Source organism: Cellulophaga baltica (assembly GCF_900102165.1).
Taxonomy (GTDB): Bacteria; Bacteroidota; Bacteroidia; order Flavobacteriales; family Flavobacteriaceae; genus Cellulophaga; species Cellulophaga baltica.
Genome location: NZ_FNBD01000011.1, coordinates 63,916 through 78,496 on the forward strand (window position 1 = coordinate 63,916; position 14,581 = coordinate 78,496).

The 14,581-nt window shown below is 34.5% G+C and carries 10 protein-coding genes; 2 read left to right on the forward strand and 8 right to left on the reverse strand.

All coding sequences use genetic code 11. The features are described from left to right. The first annotated feature begins 53 nt into the window (after positions 1 to 53). A complete protein-coding gene (locus BLQ19_RS16765) occupies positions 54 to 2,294 on the forward strand; it encodes a TonB-dependent receptor (RefSeq protein ID WP_074539104.1) in 2,241 nt (746 codons plus the stop codon). Positions 2,295 to 2,298: 4 nt separating this feature from the next. Further along, on the forward strand, positions 2,299 to 2,661 hold the full coding sequence (locus BLQ19_RS16770) for a heavy-metal-associated domain-containing protein (RefSeq protein ID WP_254788407.1): 363 nt from the start codon (positions 2,299 to 2,301) through the stop codon (positions 2,659 to 2,661). 1 nt (position 2,662) lies between these two features. Here the strand turns inward: BLQ19_RS16770 and BLQ19_RS16775 are convergent, their stop codons facing one another. The 8 genes from BLQ19_RS16775 to BLQ19_RS16810 all read right to left on the reverse strand — a co-directional run bounded on the left by BLQ19_RS16775 (position 2,663) and on the right by BLQ19_RS16810 (position 14,575). Further along, positions 2,663 to 3,931, reverse strand: coding sequence for a tyrosinase family protein (locus tag BLQ19_RS16775; protein WP_226989909.1), 1,269 nt, complete (start codon positions 3,929 to 3,931; stop codon positions 2,663 to 2,665). Between the two features lie 121 nt (positions 3,932 to 4,052). Beyond that, entirely contained in the window at positions 4,053 to 6,401 is a 2,349-nt protein-coding gene (locus BLQ19_RS16780) for a fibronectin type III domain-containing protein (protein WP_074539105.1), read from the reverse strand. A gap of 175 nt (positions 6,402 to 6,576) precedes the next feature. After that, positions 6,577 to 7,542: a hypothetical protein gene (locus tag BLQ19_RS16785; protein ID WP_074539106.1), complete on the reverse strand. Its 966-nt coding sequence runs from the start codon at positions 7,540 to 7,542 to the stop codon at positions 6,577 to 6,579. A 2-nt stretch (positions 7,543 to 7,544) separates the two neighbouring features. After that, positions 7,545 to 8,993: an MBOAT family O-acyltransferase gene (locus BLQ19_RS16790; protein WP_074539107.1), complete on the reverse strand. Its 1,449-nt coding sequence runs from the start codon at positions 8,991 to 8,993 to the stop codon at positions 7,545 to 7,547. Positions 8,994 to 9,243: 250 nt separating this feature from the next. Next, complete coding sequence (locus tag BLQ19_RS16795; protein WP_074539108.1) at positions 9,244 to 9,681, reverse strand: hypothetical protein; 438 nt, start codon at positions 9,679 to 9,681, stop codon at positions 9,244 to 9,246. Between the two features lie 2 nt (positions 9,682 to 9,683). Further along, on the reverse strand, positions 9,684 to 10,826 hold the full coding sequence (gene bshA, locus BLQ19_RS16800) for an N-acetyl-alpha-D-glucosaminyl L-malate synthase BshA (RefSeq protein WP_024480290.1): 1,143 nt from the start codon (positions 10,824 to 10,826) through the stop codon (positions 9,684 to 9,686). A 148-nt stretch (positions 10,827 to 10,974) separates the two neighbouring features. Next, entirely contained in the window at positions 10,975 to 13,884 is a 2,910-nt protein-coding gene (locus BLQ19_RS16805; RefSeq protein ID WP_074539109.1) for a serine hydrolase domain-containing protein, read from the reverse strand. A 208-nt stretch (positions 13,885 to 14,092) separates the two neighbouring features. Beyond that, positions 14,093 to 14,575, reverse strand: coding sequence for a hypothetical protein (locus BLQ19_RS16810; protein ID WP_024480288.1), 483 nt, complete (start codon positions 14,573 to 14,575; stop codon positions 14,093 to 14,095). Positions 14,576 to 14,581: the final 6 nt, after the last annotated feature.

Consider the following 14,581-nt stretch of genomic DNA (forward strand, 5'->3'; position numbering starts at 1 on the left):
TATTACTATCTCTTACAGCCTTTTTATATGGTTCTAGAGTTTAAAATGTTTTAATGAAACCTATCCCCTTTTTCATATTACTTCTACTAACTCAATGCGCATTTTCACAATTGAAAATTACGGGAACCGTATTAGAACGCACAGAAAAAGGAGATCCGGATACCCTAGCCGATGTGCATATTTCTTGGCTAAATTCAACTTCCGGCACCGTCACCGATAGTAGTGGTAATTTTTCTTTAACCTATAGCACAGACCATAAAAAAATTGTATTAAGTTATGTCGGATACGTTTCTGATACCATTACTGTAAACAGACCTAACTTAGGAAAACTATACCTGCAACCTAATATTGCTTTGGAGGAGGTTGTGGTGAGAAAAAAAGTTAACTCCATTCAGAAATCTTTATTCAATCCGCAAAATACCGTAAATGTAGATAGTAGAGAAATGTTAAAAGCAGCTTGCTGCAACCTCTCTGAGAGTTTTGAAACCAACCCTTCTGTAGACGTAAGCATTTCTGATGGTATAAGTGGCGCTAAGCAAATTCAAATGTTAGGGATGAACAGTCCGTATTTACTGTTTACCCAAGAAAATATGCCTTTTATAAGAGGTGCCTCTCAGATCTATGGTTTGTCTTTTATACCTGGATCTTGGATTGAAAGTATCCAAATCACCAAAGGCGCAGGAGCTGTTTTAAATGGTTCTGAAAGTATTTCTGGACAGATAAACACAGAGCTAGTAAAACCGCTCACTGACCAAAAGTTTTTCTTAAATACCTACGCCAATAACAATGAACGCTTTGAACTCAACACACGCTATAATACGGTTCTTAATGACAAATTAGCCACAGGCCTTTATCTTCATGCAAATTCACGCTCTGGAAAATTAGATAGAAATGATGATAATTTTTTAGATACCCCTATCGCCAAACAGCTTAATCTAATGAACAGGTGGCAATATGTAGATTTAGAAAAAGGATGGGTGAGTTATCTTAATCTACAATACTTAACCGATAATAAACAAACTGGAGAGACCAGTTACGATCCAGATGTTCATGCCTTCTCTAACCAATTTTGGGGTAGTGAAATTGAAACCCATAGGTTTGATGCTTCTGCTAAGATTGGGTATGTCTTCCCGGAGTTACAGTACCAAAGTTTTGGTTATCAAACTGCTTATAGTAATCATAGACAAAACTCGTATTATGGCAACAAGAGATACGACATTAACCATACCTCTTTTTACAGCAATCTTTTATTCAACAGTATTATAGGAAGCACCCAACATAAATTTAAAACAGGGTTTAGTTTTAATTACGACCAATATGATGAACTCGTAAATTCTGATGTTATTTCTAGAATTGATAATGGCGTAGGCTCCTTCTTTGAATACACGTATGATAGTCTAGAAAGATTAAGTTTTGTTGCTGGTTTGCGAGCAGATCATTCTAATAGGCTAGGTAATTTTATCACCCCTAGACTCCATGTACGCTATTCCCTATGGGACAAAGCTAGCCTTAGATTTAATCTAGGCCGAGGTAAAAGAGCTGCGAATATCTACGCTGAAAATCAACAGCTCTTTGCTTCCAACAGAAACATTACTACCATAAATTCCTTAGGAAAAATCTATGGTTTAGATCCTGAAATAGCTTGGAATTCAGGCGTAAATTTCAGTCAAAAGGGCTATTTATTTAACCGCCTTTTTGATATCTCTATAGATTATTACCATGTAAATTTTAAAAACCAAGTAGTGGTAGACTGGGAAACGCCACAAGAAATTTCATTTTATAATCTTAATGGAAAAAGTACTTCTAATAGCCTTCAATTTGATTTAAATTATGAAATAATACAAAACTTAGACCTAAGAGCCACCTATAAGCATTACGATGTGGAGGTTACCTATAACAAAGGGCTTTTAGAAAAACCTTTACAGCCTAGAAATAGAGTTTTCATAAATTTAAATTATGAAACTCAAAAAAAATATGAAGGGAGACAATGGGTGTTCGATTTCACCTCTAATTGGCTAGGAAAACAACGTTTACCAGATACAAGTACAAATCCTACAATATATCAATTAGACGCCTACGCCGTACCATATACCGTTTTAAACACGCAGATTACAAGAATTTTCAACACTAGCTTTGAAATGTATATAGGTGGGGAAAACATCGGGAATACTATTCAAAAACGACCTATTATTGCAGCAACTGACCCTTTTGGCCCCTATTTTGATAGCACTATTACTTATGCTCCTACATTAGGAGGTATTTACTATATAGGATTACGTTATAAAATAAAATAGCATCATGATAAAATTAAAAGTACTCACAATTTTTAGTACAATCTTAGTTACATTTTCCATGTTTTCTCAGGATAAAAACAAGAATGCATCCTTTAAAGTTCAAGGAAATTGTAGTATGTGCGAATCACGAATAGAGAAAGCCGCTATAAAAACAAAAGGCGTAAAATTTGCCAGCTGGAATTCCAATACGAAAACTTTTGAAATGATTTTCAATGAAAATATGTGTACTATAGCAGATGTAAAGAAAGCCATTGTAAAAGCAGGTCATGATGTAGATAGTCTGAGTGCTGACATAAAAGTATATGAAAAGCTACCGCCTTGCTGTCAATACAGAGATCCTAAATCTATGGAAATGGATCATCATTAATCTATAATTTTACAACTCTTTTAGCGATTACAATGTTTCCTTCGTTATCAACTATACGAATTACATAAAAACCAGATGCTAAGCCATACAAATCTTTAATAATGACTTTATCCGTGTTTTGAAAAGACTCATCACGGATTAACATTCCCATCATATTAAAGACTTCTACCTTGCAATCTATCTTTTTATTTAGATTGATATTAATAGTTTCTGTAAATGGATTAGGGTAGGTAGAAATTATAATAGGGGTATCATCTTTATCATCTTCTTCCCAAACGATCACTTGTAAATTGGATACCACGTCATAAGGCTTATACGTTCTATTGGTACTTTTCTTACCTGTATTAGCATTTTGCACGTCAATAGCAGCAGTAAAATTAGCACCACTATGTGCTTCAAAGCCTGGCTTTAATACAATTTCATTTACCGATTCTATTACACAATTGGTGCCTGTAGGCACTATAAAGTTATCCCCTGCCTCTACCGTAAATTGATAATAAAAAGATTCTAGAGGTCTGTATGTATTACTTACAATGTAATTGTCTAAGGAAGCTAAGCCATTAGTTGCATAAAAAACGCCCAATGCTCTTGTATCAATAATATCATTAGGGTTTACCACGGGCAGTGTTTCTCCATTAAAACTGTAGGTACCATCAAAACGAATCATATCTGTTCTAATAAACGCAGAATTATGATGTAGTTCTTCCCAAGTATTCCACACATAATCTACATAAGTATGGTGTAGAAAAAACACAGGATCTCTTGGGGATAATGGAGTTGGCATCGCCCCGCCTGTCCAAACATGCGAACCTCTATGTACTGGCCTTCTTTCTAATTCATTTGTAAATTCAAAGAAATCTGACATTCCGTACAAGGTGGCCAAATTTGCAGGTGTAGGCATAGGACCATTACCTCCTAAATTTCTATTCAAACTCCAATTGGTATTAAAACTTCCCATAAACTCATCATCCCATAAGACGGAAGTTGTTTCTTGATCTGTTGGAGATTCCCAATAAGGAATACTTAATTTTGGATTGTAATCTTGCACATAGCGTTCCAATTCAAAAACTGCTCTTCTATGCCACGCTAAAAAAATCTCTTTTTCAGATTCATCAGGTAAGTTAAAGTGCAAATCTAACCTTGATGTATCCGTTGTATTATCAAAATTAAAAAAGTTCATGTGAAAGGTAGCAATATCATCAAAGAAATTGTTTCCCGATCGTATATCATAAAAAGAATCAATTAATTCTGATTTTTCATAATCGGTCATTTCTAAATAATTTTTTCTAATACTTTGAGCGTTACTAACGTTCAGTATCAAAAGAAATATACAAATGGACAAGAGTACTTTTTTCATGCTGGTTATGCTATAATATTAAGCTCAATAATTCTTACTTGTTAGATAATGCTTTTTGAATAGCCGCTACTTGTTGTTCTAACAATTTAATTTTCTTTTCTTGGGTTATGGTATACAAAGTTAACTCTTCTATTTTTCTTAAAAGCTTCGCATTCATTTCACCTAATTGAATTCCGTTTTCTTGTACCTCAGATGCACTTGGCATGTGAATTAGATACCCATTTTCATTAATATGGTTTTCAACTTGCTCCAAAGAAGGCAAGTTATAGGCTTTATCGAAAACATAATCTGGCCAATTTACCTGTAAGGCTACTTTTACTTCCTCTGCTACTATATTACCAGCCACAGCTAATCTATATCCTTGCGTATTTGTGGTACCGATCCCTACATTCTGTTCTGCATACAGATCTCTAGCGGTCCAATCTACCGTTGTTAAATTTGAATTTAAGGAGGTATAGTTTATTTCTGGTTGAACACCGGCCAAGGTTACAACCGTTAGTTCTGAGCTCTGCAAAGATGCATTATTAGCTACATCTAAGGCTGCAACAGTAAATATATAGGTAGTTTCAGAAGCAAGTCCGCTTACGACAAAATTGGTGGCTCCCCCTGTTAAACCAATAGTGCTACCATCCTGAAAAATTTCGTAGTCTACAACCCCTACATTATCTGTAGCGGTATCCCAGAAAAGTTCCGTACTTGTTTCTGTCGTATTAGTTGCTAATAGCCCTTCAGGAACCGTTGGTACTTCTGTATCGGATACGGCCAGTGTAAGTACTGTAATACTTTCACTAACTTCGGAATTATTTGCTGCCGCATCTACGGCCGTTATCGTAAAATTATAAGTTGTTTCAGGAGTTAATCCATTTACTGCAAATACGACACTACCACTAGAAAGGCCAATTGCCACTCCATCTTGAAAAATTTCATAATCAACAACGTCTATATTATCTGTAGCTGCAGTCCAACTTAAATTAACACTCGTTGTAGTTATATTATCTACCACTAAATTGGTTGGGATTGTCGGAGCTTCTGTATCAGGAGTAGCTAAGGTGTTTACAGATATACTATTACTTTGTCCTGAGGTATTCGCCGATGCATCTAAAGCGGCAACCGTGAAATTATAAGCAGTTTCAGGTGTAAGTCCATCCACAAGGAATGTTGTTGCACCACCAGATAATCCTAGAGAGACCCCTTCTTGAAAAACTTCATAATCTGTAACGGCCACATTATCTGTGGCTGCTGTCCAATTTAGAGTAATACTAGTTGTTGTTATACTATTGGCAATTAATGCCGTAGGAACTGTAGGTGCTTCCGTATCTGGTAATGCCAAAGTCAAGATGGAAAGGTTATTGCTCTGCGCAGAGACATTCGTCGCTGCATCTAATGCAACTACTGTAAAGTTATAATCTGTTTCAGGCGCTAATGCACTTACTTCAAAAGTCGCAGTTCCTCCCGTAAGTCCTATAGATACCCCATCTTGAAAGACTTCATAATCTATAACTGCCACATTATCTGTAGCCGCTGTCCAATTTAAAGAAACACTAGTTGTCGTTATATTATTGGCAATTAATGCTGTAGGAACCGTAGGTGCTTCGGTATCTGGTAATGCTAAAGTAGTTACGGAAACGCTATTGCTCTGTACAGAAGAATTTGCCGCAGCATCGATCGCCGCTATCGTGAAATTATAGGTGGTTTGAGGCGCTAACCCACTTACTTCAAAAGTTGTATTTCCTCCCGTAAAACCTATAGATACACCTTCTTGAAAAACTTCATAATCTGTAACTGTTACATTATCTGTGGCGGCAGTCCAAGAAAGATTGGTTGTTGTTTCTGTTGTTGCGGTTGCTACTAGATTAGAAGGACTTGTGGGTGCTTGATTATCCAATGCTGTAATGGATACGTTATCTATATAAATAGTATTTCCTGCCACAAGTCTAAACGGATAATTACTGGTATAAATTCGAATCCTAGGATTGGTACTTGTAGCGGTAACATTAAACACATACTCTGTCCATGTGGTACTGGTAATTGGCGTTACATTAAAGCCAGACATGCCCGACCAAACTGCAAAGGCTGGCGAAACAGTTGGACTAGTAAGTGTGCCTATTTTTGCCCAAATTCGGATCACATATTCTTGTCCTACTACGGCATTAAAATTATAATCTAAAGTTCTACCATCTGTTGCTGTAGACACAGCACGAATAGAAAAAGCTCCATTCTGAACGTCTGTAGCTTCGGAAAACCGCTCTGCTAAACCACTCCATCCCGTAGTTCCATTACTCTCATTTAATGGAGAAACGGCATTACTATCATCATGTAAATTTTGTGAAATTAAAGTGCTGCTGGCAAAGATAAAAATTAGTAGTGTGTAGAAATACTTCATGGCGGTTGGTTATAAAGGCTAGTGTAAAAACAAAAAATACATACAAAACAAACCAAAAAAGCGATCACCCTAAAGTATTCTCTTCTAAAAGCTAAAAACATCTGTGAAATACACAAATAGTCTTAATAATTTACTATAAAAATTATCTCCTATTTCTTGCAGGAAAGGCTTTAAACTAATAATTAGTAGCAGATATGTCTAAATAATCTAAAACTAATTTAGCAACTAGACTTCGCCCACTTTTACTCCAATGTTGATCATAAATCAATGTAGTAGGTGTTTTGGCTTTAGAAAATGTGGTATTAATATCTAAAAAATTATATCCGTTGTGGTTAAGATACTCCAAAAACTGAACAGTACATAAACTACTATCTAATAGAAAAGTAAATTTCTCTTTATCAATAGGGTACTCAGCCAATAATGTTTTAAAATTATTTAAACTAAGCTCATTCTTTAATTTTTCTTGCTTCCTTAATTCCTCTTCAGATAGTGAAATTTCTTTCTTTCCGGATATGAAGTTCATGATTCTACCAGGTAACTGCAGCACAGGATCCAATGCGCCAATATCCTTTAGATAAACTAGCAACTTTATTTGTTTCGCAATTCTGGTAAAAGGAGTATCTAATCGTAGCCTTGATGATTCTTGATAAGCATCTCTATCCAAGTCATCTGTAAATCGTATGTAAATAAAAGTATGATCTATCTTCTCAAAAATATCTTTATACGCATGTATTAAATGTAATTCATCTGCTAAATCATAACCCGCATATCCAAACTCTAAAACCGTGGTATTGGAAAGGTTTTTTTCTATTTGTTGCCCTAATGAATTTGTATAATCTTCATGGAAACCTTCTATAAAAGAATCTCCTACTAATGCAATTTCAAAAGCATCTTCTTTTGGTTCATACTTATCATGCACCGAATTAAATCCAAAATCGTTAATTCTATACTGCCCTACATTCTGCTTTCTATTTCCTGTTATAGAATACTCTGATTGATTAGGTACCCATTTCTCGACCCCTTTTGTATCTGCAAACCGATTAGGCATTTCATTATGCAAATGAAAAAGACGCACAAGACCTTCTAAAATTAAAAGAACGAGTACCGCGTATATGATAACTTTTTTTATGATGCTTCCCATGCTTAAAATTGAAAATAAATGAATGATCTATCGACACCATCGTCATAAAACAAAATAATTGCAAATATCATCAGAACATACAAACAGAAACGCAATGCTTTACTCTTGAAATAAAACGGATTCCTTTCATTATTCCTTATAATATATTCAAATACGACAAAGCAAATTATCATTATAAAATAATCTATCATTCGATAGCCACTCGGATGCACATAAACATCTGCTGTAAAATCAAATAACATTTTCTTCAAGTACAACAGCGCCTGATTAATGCTTTCACTTCTAAAAAATACCCATCCAATGGTAACTAAAACAAAAGTTTGTAAAAACCTTAATATATCAAAAATAAAAGTCTTTGGCGATTGAAGCACATTAATAGTTCCTGTAAACTTTCTATTGGTACGCGTAATAAAGGATGGTAAAAATAATAAAGCATGAAAAAGCCCCCAAATAACAAAAGTCCAATTAGCTCCGTGCCAAAACCCACTAACGATAAAAATGATGAAGATATTTCTAATGTTACTAACTTGTGAGCCCTTTGACCCCCCTAATGGAATGTATAGATAATCTCTAAACCATGTAGATAAAGAGATATGCCACTTACGCCAAAACTCTCCTATATTTCTAGAAAAGTATGGGAATTTAAAGTTACTCATTAACTCCACCCCAAAGAGTTTTGATATACCTATCGCTATATCTGAATATCCACTAAAATCTCCGTAAATCTGAAAAGCAAAGAAAACGGCACCAACTATCAATGTGGTACTAGAATAGTCTGAAGAATTATTAAAAATATCATTTACAATAGGAGACAAACTATCTGCTATAACTAGCTTCTTAAAGAAACCCCATAACATTAATTTTAACCCATCGGTAATTTGAGTTTTATCAAAGTTTCGCTTTGTACTTATCTGCGGTAATAAATTTACAGCTCTTTCTATAGGTCCTGCAACCAATTGCGGGAAGAAACATACGAATGCAGAAAAGGCTATAATATCTTTAGTAGGCTCTAACTCTTTTTTATAGACATCAATAGTATAGCTTAAAGTTTGAAAGGTGTAAAAGCTAATCCCTACAGGTAAGATAATATTTAACGAGCCCGCATCTATAGTGCTACCAAAAAAGGTGAAGGCATTAACAAAGCTATCTACAAAGAAATTATAATATTTAAAAAAACCTAAAAAACCTAAATTAATAATAACACTTACCCATAACAGGGCTTTTCTTCTTGAAATACGCTCTTCATTTCTTAAAAAATTTCCTATGCTATAATCTAGAAGGGTACTAAATATGATTAAACCTAAAAAACGCCAATCCCACCAACCATAAAATAAATAGCTCGCAAAAACAATAAATATATTTTGAACCTTTAAATTTCGATTGCATACAAACCAGTATAAAAAGAAAACAATAGGTAGAAATATGGCAAAATCAATGGAGTTAAATAGCACTTTCTTGGTTAAATTTAATAGGTTATTGGCTTTAAGCTTTAATTTTGGTGTGACCCATCATTCAGATTTATATCAATTTCTCTCTCGTGGCAAAAATTACGTAAACACAGGTCTATTTTTACATGAGAACCAATTACTTTCTCTAATCCAAAATCAAAAAAGTAAAGATATTTTTAGGCAAAGACGTACACAATTAAGTCCTACAATCCGTAAGAATATTCGATATAGCGTAGCTTTAATCAGCCTAACACTAATCTGCTTTTACGAACTGTAGCTGTTTGGCTGTTTTTTTAATCCTATACATGGCAAATGGCGATGCCATTACTTCTGTGGAAGCTAAGGGTTCCTGCGAAGAACATTCAATAAAAACAACGCTGCTATCTTCGTCAACAATACGCAATTGAGGAATAGCTGTACTATAGTTTTCGCCACGGGCATAAATAATAATTTGCTCTTTAGAAAAATCTACTTTAGGAAATGCCAAGCCTGGTTTCCTTGTTTTATTTACCGTAGCAAAAAAAGTTCTAAGACTGGAAACTTCTTCAATCACCAATATCTGAGGTGCAGCTATATTACTATGAAGATCGCTCAGAATAAGAGTTAGATTCTCATTATTCCCAGAAGCTTTCGTCGATGTTTTTTGAGCACTACAAGACACAATAAAGAAAAAAAGAATGATATATTTCATAATTAGTGGGCATTTTTAAAGCGTGCATGTAAAGCTCGTTCATAGGCCGCTTCGTACAATGGCAATATTTTTTTGATATCAAATTTATGGGCATTAGCCACTGCATTATCTTTAAACTGCGCTAGAACTTTTGTGTCTCTTAAAATCTTAAGTGCATTTTCTGCCATTTCAGCAACATCTCCTACATCACTTAAGTATCCTGTAACTCCTTGAATGTTTACTTCCGGAATTCCACCCGCATTACTAGAAACCACAGGCGTTTTATTAATCATAGCTTCTAACGCTGCTAGACCAAAACTTTCTGTTTCCGAAGGCAGTAGAAATAAATCTGAGAAACAAAGAATTTTATCAATCTGATTACTATTTCCTAAAAATATCACTTTATCTGATATCCCTAATTCTTCACAAAGCAATTCTGCTTTCTCTTTTTCTGGCCCCTCTCCTACCATCAATAATTTTGCAGGAATTTCTTTCTGAACCTTATTGAAGATTTTAATCACATCGGGTATCCGCTTTACTTTTCTAAAATTACTGATATGTGTAATAATAGACTCATCTTCCTTAGCCATCATAGAGCGTTGACAATCCGTGAAGTTGTTATCATGATTATCTACATCAATAAAATTAGGTATTACTTCAATAGTGTTTTCTATATCGAAAAGCTCTAAAGTAGCATCTTTTAAATTTTGAGAAACAGAGGTTACTATGTCTGATTTATTAATGCTAAATGTTACGGCTGGTTTATAAAAAGGATGTTTTCCTACCAAGGTAATATCTGTACCATGCAGGGTAGTAATCATGGGAATAAAGATACCTTCCTCTTGTAGCATTTTCTTAGCCATATACCCGGCGTACGCATGTGGTATTGCATAGTGAACATGCAATAAATCTATACCATATAAACGTACTGTATCTACCAATTTACTAGACAAAGCCAATTCATAAGGTTGGTAATGGAAAAGTGCATATTCTGGAACATGTACTTCATGAAAAAAGATATTGTTATTTAATAATTCTAACCTTACAGGTTGTTTATACGTCACAAAATGAACTTCATGACCTCTATTGGCAAGTGCGATGCCTAATTCTGTAGCAACAACACCACTCCCTCCAAACGTCGGGTAACAAACAATAGCAATTTTCATCTTTATTAAAAATTTTAATCTCAATAGTACGGACCGACTTTCGGGCTGTAACCTGAAGATAATTTATCACTCACAAGTTTCCTTGATGGAGCTATGAATTTGGAATAGGTCGCAAAATCTTACCCCAAATTACACTCAAATCTAGTATTTAATTTTCTATTGCATCGTAAATTGCTCTTTGAATTCTGGTTCTTAACCCAGATTTAACTAAAAGCGTATTGGTAGCTGAAGGAAATGTTCTATTGGACAAGAATACATAGACAATCTCTTCCTCTGGATCTGCCCAAGTATACGTACCTGTAAATCCGCTATGACCAAAACTTTTCTGAGATACACACCCACAAGTAGGCGATCCTGTTCTAGCATCTGGCTTATCAAACCCTACTCCTCTTCTTACATTCTCTTTGCAAAAATAACAGGTATTAAATTTCTTTATGGTTCTTGAACTAATAAAACGGTCTCCCCCATAAAAACCTCCCTGTAAATACATTTGCATAATTTTAGCAATATCACCCGCATTGCTAAACAAGCCCGCATGACCACCTACACCACCTTGCATAGCTGCTCCCATATCATGCACATAGCCTTGCACTCTTTCATAGCGGTAGTAGTTATCTTCTTCACTAGGCACAATACGATCTTTTGCAAATTTATCTAAAGGATTATAGGTAGTTGTCGTTGCCCCGAGTGGCGCATAAAAATATTTATTCGCTAAAACATCTTGCTTATCGTTGTATGTATCCTCTATATATTTATGAAACACGTAATAACCTACATCACTATACCTATACCGGTTAGACTTCAAATCTTGCCTTCCAATACGGTTATAAATAGAATCTTTGTAGGCATCTGCTAGAAAAAGCTTATCCGTAACTCTTGTTGAAAATCCTGGCAATAGCTTATCTCTATAAAATTCGCCAGAAGGTTTTCTATTCTTATCTAAAGTACTGGTATAAAAAGCAATCCAAGCAGGCAAACGGCCATAATGAGACAATGCTTTTAAAACACTTACATTTTTAAGTTCTGTATCTGCGTACGCAGGTATTAACTCTTGAAAAGTCTGATTTAAAGATAATTTACCATCTTCTTCCATTTTCATTAAAAGTGGTAAGGTTCCTAAAATTTTTGTCAAAGATGCCAAATCATAAATATGGTCTAAGGTTAGTGCTTCATTAGCGTCATACGTAGGTTTTCCAAAGGCTTTTTCATAGACAATCTTTCCTTTCCTGGCTACCAGTATTTGAGCTCCTGGAAACATTAAAGAATCTATCCCTGCTTTTACAAGTCGGTCTATCTCTGTTAATTTAGAAGAATTCAAACCCACACGCTCTGGCAAACTATAGCCTAACCTTAAAATAGAATCAAATTGTATACTCCTATTTACTGGAAGCTCTGGGTGGGCCGTAACAGGCAATTTACCTTTAGCACCTATAGCTCCAAAAATAACTTCGGCTACTTTTTCTTGGGCAATTGTACTATTTTGATAGCCAATAACAACACTATTTATTTTTTCTAAATTTATGGTAGTTAACGCATAGGGCTTTGCAAATTCAGCCAAGATTAAATTAGAGGTTCTTAAGGCTCCGATACTACTTAAGACCTTTAGATCACTGCTAGAATAGCTATACGATTTCCAAGGACTTTCATTACTCTTATGATGTCCTACAATGATCAAATTATATGCTGATAAGCTACTCGGTGATGACAAAACAGTATTCTTATCTACATTTGTTACCGTAGTGTACTTATTTAAAGCATTTAAAAAATCTGCTCCTGAAATATCTCCTAATTCCACATAGGCTATCCTTTTATTTTCTAAGGTTTTCACAGGCAAAAGAGAAAAATCATTTTTAGCTACTGTAATTGCATTTTCAATAGCTCTTTCATACACCAGATCATTTTCCAAACTATTTAAATCTTCATATAAGTTTTTTAAGGCAATAGGTTTATAATTATCTAAACCAACTTTATATTTTGCCATTAAAATTTTCTTCACAGAAGTTTCTAACCTTTTTTCTGAAATCCTTCCTTTCTCATAGGCTTTAAGTAGCCTGCTTTTGGCTGCCAGAACATCTTTAGGCATTAATAAAATATCATTACCTGCATTAAATGCGGCTAGCTCTACATCACCCGGCGTTTTGGAAACCCCTACGCCATTCATATTTAAAGCATCTGTAAATACCAAGCCTTTAAATCCTAATTGATCTTTTAGGATCCCTGATATGATTTGTTCGGATAATGAAGATGGAATGTCTTTTTGGAATTCTAAACTTGGTACACTTAAATGTGCTACCATTATAGAACTGATACCAGCATTAATAAGTTTCTTAAAAGGATACATTTCAATACTATCCAATCTTTTTCTAGAAAAAGGTATCTCGGGTAGTGTCTTATGAGAATCTGATGAAGTATCTCCATGACCTGGAAAATGCTTACCACTAGACAATACTTGCTCACTTTCCATTCCTTTCATGAAAGCAATTCCATTTCGTGTTACATTATCTCTATTTTCTCCAAAAGAACGATTTCCTATAATTGGATTTTTTGGATTGGTATTAATATCAATATCTGGCGCAAAATTGATATGTACTCCTAGGCGTTTAGCATGTTTTCCTATTTGTTTTCCTACCCGTTCTACAATTGTACTATCTTTTATGGCTCCCAATGTCATATTCCAAGGGAAAGCGTAGGTAGAATCTAGGCGCATTGCCAATCCCCATTCTGCATCCATCCCTATCATTAATGGTATTTTAGAAGCAGATTGATATTTATTGGTAAGTTTTGCCTGTTGCACAGGTCCGCCATTAGAAAATATAACCCCACCTATATGATGTTCTGATATGAGTTGTTTTACTTTATCTGTTGCTGCTTTATTTTGGTTTGAAGCGACACTTACCATAAATAACTGGCCTACACGCTCTTCGAGAGACATTGCATTGTAGGTTGAATTCACCCAATTTTTTTGAGAAACACTATCTTTTACAATTAAAGGATTTCTTTGCGCTTGTACAAAGAATGATATACCAAATAGGAAAATTACAAGGGAGTTTTTAAACATAAAAAAGAGAATCTAACTGTAGACAACCAAAAATAATGTCTTTTATTGCATTTTGTCGATTGATTATAGTAAAATTAGGGTTTTTGATTGAAACAAAATTAATTAAAACACTAAATTCTATATAAATTTTAGCCTATTATTTATAAAAAAAGCATCTAATTAGAAGGTTCTAATTAGATGCTTGTTCTTTTATTTTCTTAACTCATTTTTACATGAATCTAGCATGCCAACTTTCTTCGGCAGGAACTTCCCAATGGTTTAAATATTCTTCTTTGTTCGTTACCAAATTATTAAAAACAATCGTATTCTTAGAAACTGATTTATTTTTTGCCATTTTCTTAAAATCTAGTAATGTTTTATAGGCAACAAATTCTCCCTGCTTGTAAGACACATTCATTTTATCTAACAAATCTACCGAATATTTCTGCTCTAAGGCTTGAATAAAACGAACAGAAGCATCTATGGAACATCCTGTAGCTCCGGCAACATTCTGATCTAAGGCGATAACAATAAATCTATTGTAAGGCATTTCATAACCCGCATTCAAATCGCTTCCATGTGCCGTCCAATCTTTTAAAAAGGCATCTAATTCTGAACGTATCTCTGTAAGTTCTTTCTCAGAAAAACTTCTACTAGCTTGATATATCCAAATTCTAGACGAATCTGGTAAGTCTTTAAAATCTATTAACATCTATCT